General features: G+C 64.6%; 5 protein-coding genes. 4 read left to right on the top strand and 1 reads right to left on the bottom strand.

Translation table 11 applies throughout. The features are described 5' to 3' along the window. Window positions 1-25 precede the first annotated feature (25 nt). The 3 genes from LC062_RS12125 (at window position 26) to LC062_RS12115 (ending at window position 3320) form a co-directional block, all read left to right on the top strand. Window positions 26-1123, top strand: a complete 1098-nt coding sequence (locus LC062_RS12125; RefSeq protein WP_224911295.1) for a TRAP transporter substrate-binding protein — start codon at window positions 26-28, stop codon at window positions 1121-1123. Between the two features lie 134 nt (window positions 1124-1257). Next, window positions 1258-1770: a TRAP transporter small permease subunit gene (locus tag LC062_RS12120; RefSeq protein ID WP_224911294.1), complete on the top strand. Its 513-nt coding sequence runs from the start codon at window positions 1258-1260 to the stop codon at window positions 1768-1770. After that, entirely contained in the window at window positions 1767-3320 is a 1554-nt protein-coding gene (locus LC062_RS12115; protein ID WP_224911293.1) for a TRAP transporter large permease, read from the top strand. The genes LC062_RS12120 and LC062_RS12115 overlap by 4 nt, the downstream gene beginning before the upstream one ends. 55 nt (window positions 3321-3375) lie before the next feature. Here LC062_RS12115 and LC062_RS12110 read toward each other — a convergent pair whose 3' ends face one another. Then, the gene (locus tag LC062_RS12110; protein WP_404829713.1) at window positions 3376-3909 is read right to left on the bottom strand and encodes an ureidoglycolate lyase; all 534 of its coding nucleotides are present in this window, start codon (window positions 3907-3909) and stop codon (window positions 3376-3378) included. Between the two features lie 236 nt (window positions 3910-4145). Here LC062_RS12110 and LC062_RS12105 point away from each other — a divergent pair, with 236 nt between their 5' ends. Continuing rightward, window positions 4146-14147: a right-handed parallel beta-helix repeat-containing protein gene (locus LC062_RS12105; RefSeq protein ID WP_224911292.1), complete on the top strand. Its 10002-nt coding sequence runs from the start codon at window positions 4146-4148 to the stop codon at window positions 14145-14147. Window positions 14148-14296: the final 149 nt, after the last annotated feature.

Here is a 14296-nt window from a genome sequence, read left to right as displayed (position 1 = left end):
ACAACAACCAGAGGACCTACGTGCGATGAAAAGACGTGATTTCCTGAAAAAAGCTGCGGTTGGCGCCGCCGCAACCGCTGCCGGCGCGACGCTCGCCGCCCCGGCAATCGCCCAGGACAAGCTGCGCTGGAAGATGGTCACCGCCTGGCCGAAGAATCTGCCGGGCCCGGGCGTCGCCGCGCAGATGCTCGCCGACCGCATTAACGCCCTGTCCGGCGGCCGGATCGAGGTGCAGCTTTTCGCCGCCGGCGAGCTGGTGCCCGGCCACGGCGTTTTCGATGCCGTTTCCGAAGGCACCGCCGAGCTCTACCACGCGGTTCCCGCCTACTGGGGCTCCAAGTCCAAGGGTATCCTTTTGTTCGGATCGCAGCCCTTCGGCCTGCGCGCCGACGAGCAGTTCGGCTGGCTCGCCCATGGCGGCGGACAGGCACTCTATGACGAGATGTACGGCCGGTTCGGCCTGAAGCCGTTCCTGTGCGGCAACTCCGGTCCGCAGTGGGCCGGCTGGTTCCGCAACGAGATCAATTCGGCGGAAGACCTGAAGGGCCTGCGTTTCCGCACCACCGGTCTTGCCTCGGAAATGTGCGCCAAGCTCGGCATGGCCGTGCAGGCCATGGGCGGCCGCGACATGTTCCAGGCGCTGCAGTCCGGCGCGCTCGACGCCGGCGAATTCATCGGCCCGTGGAGCGATTCGGCGCTCGGCTTCTACCAGGTCGCCAAGAATTACTACTGGCCCGGTGTCGGCGAGCCGTCCTCGGCCGAGGAATGCGCCGTCAACAAGGAAGCCTACGAAGCGCTTCCCGCCGATCTGCAGCAGGCCGTCGCGATGGCTTGCGAGTCGCTCTACAACCCGGTCTGGACCGAGTATTCCACCAAGCACGCGCTTGCTTTGGAGAAGCTCGTCGCCGAGCAGGGCGTCCAGGTGAAGAAGCTTCCGGACGATGTGATCGTCGCCATGGGCAATGCCGCCGGCGAGGTCATCGGCGAGCTGCGCGAGGACAGCGACGAGCTGGTCCGGCGCATCACCGAGAGCTTCCTCGCCTATCGCGCCTCGATCGCCAAGTACATGACCTACGCGGACAACGGGCAGATGAACGCCCGGGCGATGGACTACAAGTACTAACGCGCTCCTGCGGCGGGCTGGCCACGCGCCGGCCCGCCGTTGTCGTTCCGACCCTCCGGCCACCTTCCTGGCAGGGCGCGGCCTCCCCTCAAGCGGGCGCCAGCGCGACAGCCAGGTCACGAGGACCCCGCACCGTGCTCACCCGCTTCGCCGACAGGCTGGACACCATCAACCGGGCGACCGGTGCCTTGGTGCGCTGGCTGGCCCTTGCCATGATCCTTCTGCAATTCGCGGTCGTGCTGCTGCGCTATGTCTATGGCGTCAGCTTCGTCTTCCTGAACGAGGGCGTGCTCTACATGCACTCCGCCCTGTTCATGCTGGGCGCCGGCTACACGCTGCTGGTCGACGGGCATGTGCGGGTCGATATCTTCTATTCCCAGATGTCCCGCCGCCGGCAGGCGATGATCGACGCGGCCGGAAGCGTCCTGTTCCTGTTGCCGTCGATGGCGGTGCTTGCCTGGTACGCCTACCCGTCCGTGCGCAATTCCTGGTCCGTGCTCGAAGGAGCCATCTCGGTCGGCGGCATTCCCGCCTCCTTCCTGCTGAAATCCCTGATCCCCGCCTTCTGCCTGCTGGTCGCCATCCAGGGGCTTGCCTGCCTGTTTCGGGATCTGGCGCGTCTTTCCGCCCATAAGGAGGGCGCATGACCCTGCCCCTTGACCTCTTGATGTTCGCGGCGCTGATCGGCGCCATCCTGATCGGCTACCCGGTCTCCTTCACCCTCGCCGGTGTCGCGACCCTGTTCGCCCTTCTCGGCTGGCTCACCGGTCAGTTCGACCCGGGCCTGCTCGGCGCCCTTGGCCAGCGCGCCTTCGGGCTGATGACCAACCAGGTGCTGATCGCCATTCCGCTGTTCGTCTTCATGGGCATCGTCCTGGAGAAAAGCCGCATCGCCGAGGACCTGCTGGAAACCGCCGGCCGGCTGTTCGGCCCCTTGCGCGGTGGGCTCGGCATCTCCGTGGTGCTGGTCGGCGCGCTGCTGGCCGCCTCCACCGGCATCGTCGGCGCCACGGTGGTCGCCATGGGGCTGATCGCCCTGCCGACCATGCTGCGCAACGGCTACGACCCGAAACTCGCTTCCGGCATCGTCTGCACCTCCGGCACGCTCGGGCAGATCATCCCGCCCTCCACCTTGCTGATCATCCTCTCCGACGTGATGTCGAATGCCTATCAGCAGGCCCAGTTCCGGGAGGGCAAGTTCACCATCGACACCATCTCGGTCGGGCAGATTTTCGCCGCGGCGCTGCTGCCGGGCCTCACCCTCGTCGGCATCTACATTCTCTACCTGCTCGCCAAGGCCTGGCTGAACCCCGCCTCGGCGCCGGCGATGAAGGCGCTCGACGTCCGCCCCGCCCGGCGCGAGATCGCCGCCGCCATCCTGCCGCCGGTGCTGTTGATCATCGCCGTGCTCGGCTCGATCCTCGGCGGCATCGCCACCCCGAGCGAGGCCGCCTCGGTCGGGGCCATCGGCGCCCTGCTGATGGCCAGCGCCCGTCAGTCGAAAGGCGCGAACCGACTGGTGTTCGCCGGCGCCGCCGCGCTTGGCCTTCTTGCCGTTCTGATCGGCATCCATCCGGTGCGGCTGCAACGTTCGGATGCTGGCCTCACTGACTGGCTGGTCGGTGGTCTCGCCACCGTCCTGGTGCTGATTGCCGCCGCCGCCATCGCCCAGGCGCTTCACCGCACCTTCCGCGGCGGCGTGCTCAAGCCGGTGATGACCTCGACCATGAGCGTCACCGCGATGATCTTCGCCACGATCCTGACCGCCAGCGTGTTCTCGCTGGTGTTCCGGGGCCTTGGCGGCGATCTGCGGGTGGAGGAGTTCCTGGCGAACATGCCCGGCGGGCCGCAAGCGGCGCTCCTGTTCGTGATGGCCCTGATCTTCGTGCTCGGCTTCTTCCTCGATTTCGTGGAAATCTCGGTGATCCTGCTGCCGCTGGTCGCCCCGGTGTTGATCATGATGGGCCACGATCCGGTCTGGCTGTCGATCCTGATCGCCATCAACCTGCAGACCTCGTTCCTGACCCCGCCCTTTGGCTTTTCCCTGTTCTACCTGCGCGGGGCCGCACCGAAGGAGATCACCACCGGTCAGATCTACCGCGGCGTGGTGCCGTTTATCGGGCTGCAGATCCTTGGCATGGCGCTGATCTGGCTCTGGCCGTCGGTTGCCACCTTCCTGCCGAAGCTCGCCTTCTGATCGTTTCGGCCCAAACAGCTTCCCGGGCGCAGCGTCCGCGCCCGGGAGAAAACACTCAGACCGGGGCGATGCGCGCCCAGTCTCCGTCGGCGAAATGCACCTCCTCCAGGTTGTTGCCCGGCCCGGCCCGGTCGACGACCAGAAAGTCTTGCATCGGCTGCAGCACGAGCAGCGGATGGTGCCAGACGCCACGGGCGATCTGAACGCCCTGATCCCCCCGCGCCAGAAAACAGCGGCAGGCAGCGGCTTCCGGCCGCTCGGCCACGACCACAAGCCAGGGGTGTCGCTCCATCGGCACGAAAGCCTGCGCCCCCAGCGGATGACGTTCCAGCATCCGGATCTCGACAGGTGTCGGCCAGGGCGTGCCACGAAAGATCGACAGAATCGCCTCGCCCTCCTCCCCCGGCTCGGCACTCGCCAGCGCGTGAAACCGCCGCGTCCGGCCATCGTTGATCAGATGGCTGCGGCTCGCATCGGCATCGATCACGCGCCCATAGGGCGCAAATGCCTCCTCGGACAGCACTTCCGGATTTAACTGAAACAACGGCTCTTCCTTTTCCTGATCGATCCCGGTCCGGCGCATCCTCATGCCAGGCCTCCGAAGGCTCTCGCCGGACGGCACACAGTTCCACCTCTTATGGTTGCCTGGCAGGCTGAACACCCGTCGCCTGTCGCATTTTCGCAACAGCCACACCAAAATCCAACCGCCGTCAACCACAACCTCAAGTATGGATATTGCCTTAGGATTTTTACGCAGCGTAATTGAGAATTGATTTCTACTGATGGTGGAAGAGGTTCTTTTGCACCCCCTTCCCCACTCGGACAGTGTTTTGCCCGCCGAACTCCTGGGAGAGTGTCATTTCCTATCCGGTCCCCCATTCCCGGTTCCTGAAAGGCGCCGGACGAGAACTCCTCTCCTCCTCCTGCGCGGCCGCGCTGCTGGCGGGCGCAAGCGCCTCCGCCAACGCACAGGACGCGGCGCCCGTCTGGGGGCCCTGGGGCGAGTTGGGCGCACAGGCCGGATCCGAAGCGGCCGGCTTCCTGGAAGGCTTCGTGCCGCTCGCCCAGGACGGCGAATCGCTCGTCTTCCTCGACCTGAGACTGGACGTGGGGGAGAATGCACGCGGCTCAACATCCGTGGGCCTCGGGCTGCGCCGTATTGTCGGCCCGGACCTGATCCTTGGCGCCAATGTGTTTGCCGATGCGGTCAAGACCGACAATGGCAACTACTTTGGCGGCGCGACCCTCGGCCTTGAGGCCTTCACCTCGATCTTCGACCTGCGGCTGAATGCGCATATTCCGATCGGCGGCGGCACCTCGGCCGGATCGACGCTTCGGTCGGACGGCGTCAGCATCACCAACAACCAGTTGGTGGAGAACCGCACCCGGATCAACAGCTCCGAAGCACTGCTTTACGGCCTGACCGGTGAGATCGGCGCGCTGTTCGCCTCGCCCTTTGGCGAAAAACAAAAGCTGCGCACCTATTTGGGCGGTTATGTCTACGACCGGGACGGGTATGACACCCAGAGCGGCGGCCGGATTGGTCTGGAATACCGGATCGACGACGTGCTCGGCTTCTCCGGCTCGCGCTTTACCCTCGGCGCGGAACTGGTGCTCGACAGCGAGGACGATCTGGACGCGCTGGCGAGCGCACGGCTGCGGATTCCGCTGTTCGGCGGCACCACGGATGCGGGCACCCGCAGCACCCTGTCGCCGCTGGAACAGCGGATGACCGAAGGCGTGCGCCGCGACAAGGGCATCCGCGCGGGCAACAAGACGAGCACGTCCGCCGCAAGCAGCGTGGCCGTGATCAACCCGGAAACCGGCCGGGTCTACGGCGGGGTCTACTATGCCGACAGCGTCGGCGGCGGCACCGGCTCTTTCGCCGACCCGACGTCCCTGGCAACGGCGGTGGCGAATGCCGGTGTTGACGGGCTGGTGATCGCACTGGGCGACAACGGCACCATTTCCACCTCCGGCATCACCCTGCAGCAGGGGCAGATCCTGACCGGCGGCGGCGAGACGGTCGCGGTGCAGCTCAGCGACGGAACCACCACCAATTTTCTGCTGTCGGGCACCAATGGCACCATCGATGGCGACCCGGGCGTCACCACGGTCACCCTCGCCAACGGCGCGACCATCCGCGACCTGACGATCCAGGGCGGCGCCATCGCGGTAGGCGGCAGCGGCGTTGCCGATGCCACCTTGCAGGACTTGTCGCTGCAGAACACCACGGGCGACGGCATTCACATCACCGGCGCCAGCAACCTGACGCTATCGAACCTCTCGTTCAGCGGCATCGGCGGCAGCGCCATCTTCCTGAACAACCACGCCGCCACCCTGTCGAACATCACCATCAACGGCGCCGGCAGCGGCATCACCATTGCCAACAACACCGGCACGACAAACTTGTCGACGGTCAGCATCAGCAATGTCACCGGCAACGCGCTGACCTTCACCAACAACACCGGCGTGATCAATGTCACCGATTTCACCGCCAACACGGTCGGCGGCGACGGGATCCAGGTCAGCGGCGGCGGCAGCTACGGCTTTTCCGGCACCACCGAGATCAACGGCCTGGGCGCGGCGGCGTCCAGCGACGGTATCGACCTCAGCGGCACGACCAACGCGACCCTGACTTTCGGCGATGTGGACATCACCGGTCTTGGCGGGGGAACCGGTCTCAATATGGCGGGCGCCGACGCCACGCTCGCGATGCAGAGCCTGGACGTCACCGGCACTGGTGTTGCCGGCAGCAAGGGCGTCGACATTTCCGGCACGCTGAACGGGCGCAGTGTCACCATCACCAATGGCGGCACCATCACCAATGTGGGCACGGGCATCGTCCTCGGCACCAATGGCGCGGCCTTCGCCGCGCCGAATGCGGTGTTCACCTGGGGTGGCGGTGACATCGGCGGGCTTGCCTTCGCGCTGGACGGTATCGGCGTCAACGCCGCGAACGGCAGCTACTCCTTCGGCACCACCACCTTCACAGGTGGCTTCAACTTCCTGTCCGCAGGCACGCCGAACTATTTCGTCGCCGCCACGGCGACCGGCACCGGGGATGGCTCCTCGGTCGACAACCGGGCCTCCATCTCCACCGCGATTGGCGCCGCTGGTGGCCTTGGCACCGTCAACTTCATCCTGATCAACGATGGCGCGGCAATCGACACGGCGGGTCTCACCTTCGCCCTTGCTGACAACCAGACCGTCGACACCTTCGGCGACGGCCGCACCTTTGTCGATGCCGGCCTTCTGGTCGCCGCCAACATCACCGGCGACAACATCCCCGCAGGCTCGACGGTCATTTCCGACCCGACCGGCAATGGCGCGGCCACGCTGACCAATTCGTCGGGCGCGGTCAGCACCATTGAGGTGGGCAACAACAATGCGGTGCGCAACATCACCCTGGGCAGCAGCGCAGGGACGGCGCTGTCGGGCTCGGGCATTTCCGGACTGACCATCGAAGGGGTCACCATCGGTTCGGGCGGCACGACCGCCGTCAACGGCATCTCCCTTGCCAACACCACCGGTGCCGTGACCCTGACCAACGTGTCGGTCAACAACACCTCCGGAACGGGCGTCGCCATCATCAATGCCCAGGGGACCGTTACCGGCAACAACGTCGACATCACCGGCAGCAATGCGCTTGCCGTATCCGGCGGGGATGCGGCGATTTCCTTCAACGCCTCCAGTTCGATCGACAATACCGCCGGGGCCGCGGTGTCGATCACCGGTCGCATCGGCGGCAGCTTCAGCCATTACGGCACGATTTCGTCCAACGGCGCCGGTGCCTCCGGCATTGTCGTCCACAGCGCAACGGGCGCCAGCGACGTCACCTTCGGCGGTCAGGTGTCGCTGGGCACCACAACAGCGCTCGGTGGCGGCTTGGGCGTCAACATCGACAACAACGGACAAACCTCGACCATTGCCTTCGATGGCGGCCTCGACATCGCCACGCAGGGGTACACCGGGTTGCTCGCCTTCGGCGGCGGCACGCTGCGGATCAGTGACGCGGCAAGCGAGAGGGTGACTGCGGCCAACGCGCGTGTGATTGAACTGAATGGCATCAACAGCAACGTCACATTTGACGAGGTCATTGCGACCAACGCCAATATGGACTCGATGCTGCTCCAGAATGTCGACGGCACCTTCACCCTGAAGGGCGGCACCTTGAACACGGTGGCCTCCGGCAGCAATTTCAGCAGCGTCAAGGTCCTCCAGAACGATGTCGGCGCGACACGTAGCCTGACGCTGGACATCAATGGCCTCACCATCAACCACGATGCCTCGGGCGCGGCGGTTGCCCAAAACGAATTCGGCATCCTTGTCGAGACCCAGGGCGACGACCGGGCGATCGTCTCCATTGCCAACTCGACCTTCAAGACGGAGGACAGCAGCGTTCGCCTGTTCGGCCATGGCCCTGCAGGAAACCTGATCGTCACCGATTTCTCCGACAACACGCTGGTTGGCGATGCCACTGCCTTCGACCCGACCTTGTTCGGCAATGGCGTCACCTTCAGTGGCGTGACCTTCGACAGCGATCTTGCGACCGCCGGATTGCAGACCGTTGCCGGAGGCCGCTTCCAGGCAGGCAGCGCCGCGCAGGCGATCAGAAGCGGCGTCTTCTTCACGACGTCCGCCGGCCGGAACCAAGGCACGATCGCCTTCGACGACTACGATGCCAATGTCTACAGCACGACCCTGCAGGTCGAGGGCAATCAGCCGGGTCTTGCCGTGAACATCGCCGACGGATCGGTTTCCGGCGACAGGATGTCGCTCGGCGGCGGCGGGCCGGTTTCCGGCACCATCACCCTGAGCGAGCTGTCTCTCACCCGGCTGACCGGCGGGAATGCCCTCCAAATCGAGAACTTCACCGGCGCCTTCACCGTGACCGGCGCGACCACGATCCTGTCCCCGGAAGTCGCCTCCCAAATCGGCAGCAATTACCTGCGGAGCACGGTCACTGCAGTCGCAGTGGCCAATTCCGCGGCGAATATCAGCTTCAACACCCTGGACATCCAGTCGACAGCGATGCCGGCGCCAGGTGCCGGCCGGGAATTTACCACCGGCGGCGCCACGGTCGGCCTCGACCTCAAGGGCAATACCGGAAGCTTCTCCGTATCCGGAACCACGACGATCGCCGATACGGTGGATGATGCGATCCGCATCACCGACACCTCGGGCGCGATCAGCTTCGGCCAGGTGACCATCACCAACCCCGGAGCCGACAGCACGATTGGCGCGCCGCTCGCGCTGCTCATTCCAGCGCTTCCCGCCGATGCCGCCGCAATCAGGATCGCCGGCACGATCGACGGGACGATCCATTTCGACAACATCGACATTGCGCTCGACAACGACAACCGCACCGGTTTCGACGTCAGCGGCGCAACCTTGAACGCCGCCGTGACGGCCGATGATTTCGACCTGACCAGCAGCAGCGCCACCGGCACCATCGGTGTCGACCTGCGCGGTGTGCTCGGCGGCCAGACCATCCGTCTTGGCGATACGGTCGCCGGCGGGGCCTCCAGCTCGATTGCCGGCGTCGATACCGGTGTGTTCCTCAATGCGGCCTCAAACGCCAATTTCACCTTCGGTGATGGCGAGAGCGGTGTCGATACCGGATCGACCATCGCCGCAACGACGGCCATCGACGCCAGTTCCGCCCCGGTCGCCGGCACCTACAATTTCCAGGATGTGGCCTTCGCAGGCAGCCCCGGCAAGGGCTTCGGTATCGGCAGGATCTACTTCGTCGATGCCGATGGCGCGGGCGGCGGCGGCGACGGGTCCGGCTCGGATGCGGCGAACCCGATGACGCTTGCCGCTGCGGAACTTGCAGCGGCGGCCGGCGATATCATCATCCTGATCAACAATGGCAGCACGATCACCGCAGCAGGCACCAATGGCGACAACACCCTCAACCTGAAAGACACCCAGCAATTGCTGAGTTTCGGTGACGGGGCCGGCGGCAGTCAGGCGATTGTGGTCAATCTCACCGTACCGCCGACCATCCAGCTCTTCGCCCCGGGTCTGACCATCGACGACCCGACCGGCAACGGCGCGGCGACGCTGACGAGCAGCGCCGGCGCCAATGTTGTCACGCTGGGATCGAGCGGCAACCGCATCGCCGGCCTCGACCTGGAAGGCAATGGCACTGCCGCGCGCGGCATCAAGGACAATGGCGCCGGCGCCACGGGAACCCTGATCGAGCGGTCGCGGATCAGCAACTTCGCCAATTACGGCATCGAGATCACGCCCTCGACCAACACCACGATCAGCGGCGTCACCTTCTCCGGCAATGCCAATGACATTCGGCTGAATGCCGCCGGCACCTCCATCAGCAATGTCACCAGCACCGGCGTGACCGGCACCTCGATCACGCTGAACAACACCACCGGCACGACGACGCTTGAAAACATCTCGATCTCCGGCGCGGCCAACGGCATTGCGTTCAACAACGCCGGCGGCACCATCAACGCCACGAATGTCGATATTTCCGGCGGCAACACGCTGGCGATCAGCGGCGGCGACGCGGTCTTCACCTTCGACACCGCCAGCTCGATCGACAATACGTCCGGAACCGCAGTGTCGATCACCGGCCGCTCTGGCGGCAGCTTCACCCATGCCGGCTCGATCGTCGCCAACGGAGCCGGCACCACCGGCATCTGGTCCAGCGGCGCGACCGGTGCGAATACGGTCTCCTTTACCGGCACGCTGGATCTGGGGACCACGACCGCACTTGGTGGCCACGGCGTGTTCATCGACAACGCCACCCAGGCCGTCACGATCAGTTTCGCCGACATTGATGTGGCGACGGATGGCGGCTTCGGCATGATCGTTCAGAACGGCGGAACGCTGTCCGTCGGCACCGGATCACTTGCGGTCAACAACGCGCAGATCGCCAACTTCGCGGGTATTGCCTTTGGCGCCGGCGGCGTCAATTTCACCTCCATCACAGGCACGAATATCGCAGGCCCGGGCCTCGGGCTCCACACCATTACCGGAGGTGCGTTCACCGTCAGCGGCACAACCTCGATCTCGGGAACCCTGGGGTCGGCGATCGCCGCGACAAATGTCTCGTCGAACATGACCTTCGGCGCGGTCAACCTGACGCTGGCCAGTGGCGACGGTCTGCTCCTCACTGGCAACTCCGGAACGCTCACCACTGGCGACATGACGATTGCCATGGGAGCGGGCGGCAACGGCATCCGGGCGACCGGCACGAACGGCAACATGTCCTTCGGCAATGTCGACATCACCAATCTCGGCGCGGGAACAGGTCTGAACCTCTCTGGCGGCACCTTCGACGGCCAGATCACTTTCGCGAGCCTCGATATCAGCGGCACGAGCCAGACCGGCTCGAGAGGCATCGACCTCACCGGCTACGACAACAGCAAGGATGTGGTCACCACCAATTCCGGCACGATCCAGGGCGTGCAGGTCGGCATCGACCTGACCAATGCCGACATCGCCAATGGCGTCCGCTTCCAGTATGGCGATGGCTCCGCCCCGGTCGCCAGCCTGATCGACACCTCCGGTATTGCCGGCAATTTCGCCATCGTCACGACCGGCACCACGGCCACCGGCGAGTATAATTTCGAGGATGTCGGTTTCGGCGCCAGCAATGTCGCCAACCTGGCGGGCCCGACCGTCTTCGTCATCGACAACGCAGGCACCTCCGGCCTTGGCACCTTCGCCGACCCGGGCACCGCCAGCGAGGCGGAGGCGTCCGGTGCCAATGTGATCGTGCTGATCGATACCAACGTGAACGGCGTCAGCGACCTGATCGACCTGAACGCCCAGGGAGAAAGCTCGCTTGACCTTGCCGATGGGCAGGTGCTGATCGGCCTCAAGGCCGGCGAGAGCATCGACGTTTCGACCCTCGGGATCTCCGGCGGCGGGGCTCCGGCCAGTGTGAAGCTGACCGGCATGGGCTCGTCCTCGGTGGTCGCCGCCCCCGCTACCGGCATCGACACGGTGCTGCCGACCCTGACCTCCGCCACCGGCGACACGGTGACCCTTGCCGGATCCTCCGGCATCCAGAACGTCCAGATCACCAATGGCGGAACGTTCGATGGCATCGCCGCCAGCTACGCGGCTGCCGAAGACCTGATCATCCGGTTCAGCAGCATCGGCGGCGGAACCGGCGGCGACGCAATCGACGTCGCCACCACTGCGGGCGCCTCCACTTTCGATTTCTCCGGTCTGGCGCTGACCAGCGGCCTGCGGCTTGACGGCTCGGGCGGCGGCTCCCTCACCGGCACCGCGACCGGCACCAACACGATCAACACCACCACCGGACAGCTGATCTCGCTGAACAGCGTGACGATCGATGCGGGCGGCATGGCCTTCGACACGCTCGCCTCGTCCGGCAAGGTCACCGGCAATGCCGTGACCATGACCAACGTTGGCGGCCCGGGCACCTTCACCGCCAACTCGATGGACATTGCCGGCAGCACGGCGAACGGCATCGACATTTCCTCGTCCTCGGGCACTTTCTCCTTCGGCACGGTGACCATCGGGTCAGACGCGACGGCGGACAATGTCGCGACCGGCATTCGCCTCGACAACAACTCGGGCAGCTTCACGCTGAACAACAGCTCGATTATTCGCAATCCGACGGGCAGCGGCGTTTCGATCACCAATTCCGCTGCAAGCTTTACCGCCGACTTCCTGGGCCAGATCGAGGTTCGCCATTATGCCAACGCCAGCGCATCCGCAGGCGACGGCTTCGTCTTGACGAACAACAGTACGGCAGCCATCAACTTCAACAGTCTCGTCTACAACGACGAACCTCGCACAGGCGGACCGTTGACGACCGGTCAGGCCATCGTCGCCAACGACGGAGGCGTACTGACCATTTCCGGCGGTACAATTCGAACAAATAACATCCTCGGCGCGGACACTTATGCGGTCGACATCGCCAACACGACATTGGGTGCGGGCGGCATCACCATCGACACCCTTTGGATCGATCACGACGACATGGTAGAAAGCGGCGGCGGCGTCAAACTCGTCAACAACACCGGAACATTCTCCTTCAGTACGATCACGGGCATTTCCGCGGTCAACGCCTCGGCCATTCTTGCCAGCAACACGGGCACGCTGAATATCGGCACGACGAGCGCGGGCGGCCTCACATCGAACGGCCGCGCGGTGCTGGACATCAGCAACACCACGCTGAACCTGAACGCAACGAACACCCGTTCGACCGGCAGCACCGGGACCGGCATGAGGCTCCTCGGCGTCGGCGGCACGGTCAATCTGACGGGAAACATGACGATCACCGGGTCCACCGGGACCGGCCTTTTGGTGGCGAACAGCGTCAGCGGGACCACCCTCAACTTCTCCGGTGGCACGAAGACGATCAACAGCGGCATGCAGACCGCCGTCAACCTGACCGGGAATGCGGGTTCCGCGATCAACTTCATCGGCGGCGGCCTCGATATCGACGCGACGTCGGGTGCGGGCTTCGTCGCAGCCGGCGGCGGCACGGTCACCGTGCAAGGGGCGGGCAACTCCCTGACAACCACCACCGGAACAGCGCTCAATGTCACCGACACCACCATCGGCGCCGCCGGACTGACCTTCCAGTCGATCTCGTCGAATGGTGCGACCTCTGGCATCCTCCTCAAAACCACCGGCACGGCAGGCGGCCTTACCGTAACCGGCGATGGGTCCGTCCCGGCGCGCGGCGGCAACGGTTCGGGCGGAACGATCCGGAACAGCACAGGGACTGGCATCTGGCTGATCAATACGGTTGACGTAAACCTGTCGCACATGACGGTCACGGGGTCCGCCGACCAAGGCATCGATGCCTTGCGCGTGAACAACCTGACACTGAACGGAATGACCCTGTCGTCGAACGGCAATGCAAATGCAGAGCATGGCCTGAGTATTATTGACGGCAGCGGCACCTACGACCTGTCGCAGTTGATCGCCTCCGGCAATTACGACTCCAATATTCGCGTGGTCCAGGAAACGGGCGCAACGGGGATGACCTCATTCCTGCTCGATGACAGCACCCTGCAGAATGTCACCACGGGCTCTTACCGGGATGGCATCTCCATCGACCTGCTGAGCGGCGCCGCCATCGGTACGATCACCGTGCAGAACAGCAGCTTCAGCAATAACGCTGATTACAACATCCAACTGACCCTGGACGGAACCGCCACTGTCACCTCAACGACGATCAGCGGCAATACCATGACCTCCGTCGGTGGTGGCTTCTCCGGCGGCGCAATTGCGGTTCACCACGCAAACAGCAATTCCAGTAACGCGATCACAATCACCGGCAACGCGATTGGCACTGCGGGGGTCATCGGCTCCGCCGGCTACGATAGCATCTCCCTCACGATCCTTGGACATGCCACGTCCGCGAGCGCCGGCACGATGACCGCGCTGATCGAGAACAACACGATCCATGACTTCGGCGGTGTGGGCATCGCCCTCACAGCGAAGGACGGCAGCTCCAATCAGGCAATCCTGAACGCAACGGTCCGCAACAACACCGTGACGGAGACCGGTTCCGCCTTCGCCTTCGCGGCAGTCTTCGCCGACAGCCGTGACGGCAATCAGCTTTGCCTCGATCTTGGCGGCACCGGCTATGAGAACAACCTGACGACCACCACACCCAGTGCCCAGGAAGTCGCCCTCCGCGCGAATTCGAGCGCGACCGTCAACCTCAATGGCTATGGTGGAGCTGCGAATGACGGCGCCGCGATCGAGGCGTATCTGCAGGGCCGCAACACCGGCGCTCCAGTCGTCGCCACGTCCCTGGCTAGCGGCGGCGTGATCCAGGGCGGCGGGGCTTGCCCGCTGCCCTGATCAACGATGGTGCGAGATCCGGAAATTTATCATTGGCAGCGGCGCCAAGACCCTTGATTGCGTAGCGGAAGGACGACATACTCGCATGAGAGGTTTCTATAAATTAAGCAATCTATAATTGAATAAACCTCTCGCTGACCAAATTGGGG

The sequence above is a fragment of the Stappia indica genome (assembly GCF_020177335.1).
GTDB classification, from domain to species: Bacteria; Pseudomonadota; Alphaproteobacteria; order Rhizobiales; family Stappiaceae; genus Stappia; species Stappia indica_B.
Note: the sequence above shows the minus strand (reverse complement) of the source record. Positions and strands in the feature narration are given on the sequence as shown.

Coding starts and splice junctions, on each gene's coding strand:
- LC062_RS12125 (WP_224911295.1), top strand. CDS start 26: ATGAAAAGACGTGATTTCCTGAAAAAAGCTGCGGTTGGCGCCGCCGCA.
- LC062_RS12115 (WP_224911293.1), top strand. CDS start 1,767: ATGACCCTGCCCCTTGACCTCTTGATGTTCGCGGCGCTGATCGGCGCC.
- LC062_RS12110 (WP_404829713.1), bottom strand. CDS start 3,909: ATGAGGATGCGCCGGACCGGGATCGATCAGGAAAAGGAAGAGCCGTTG.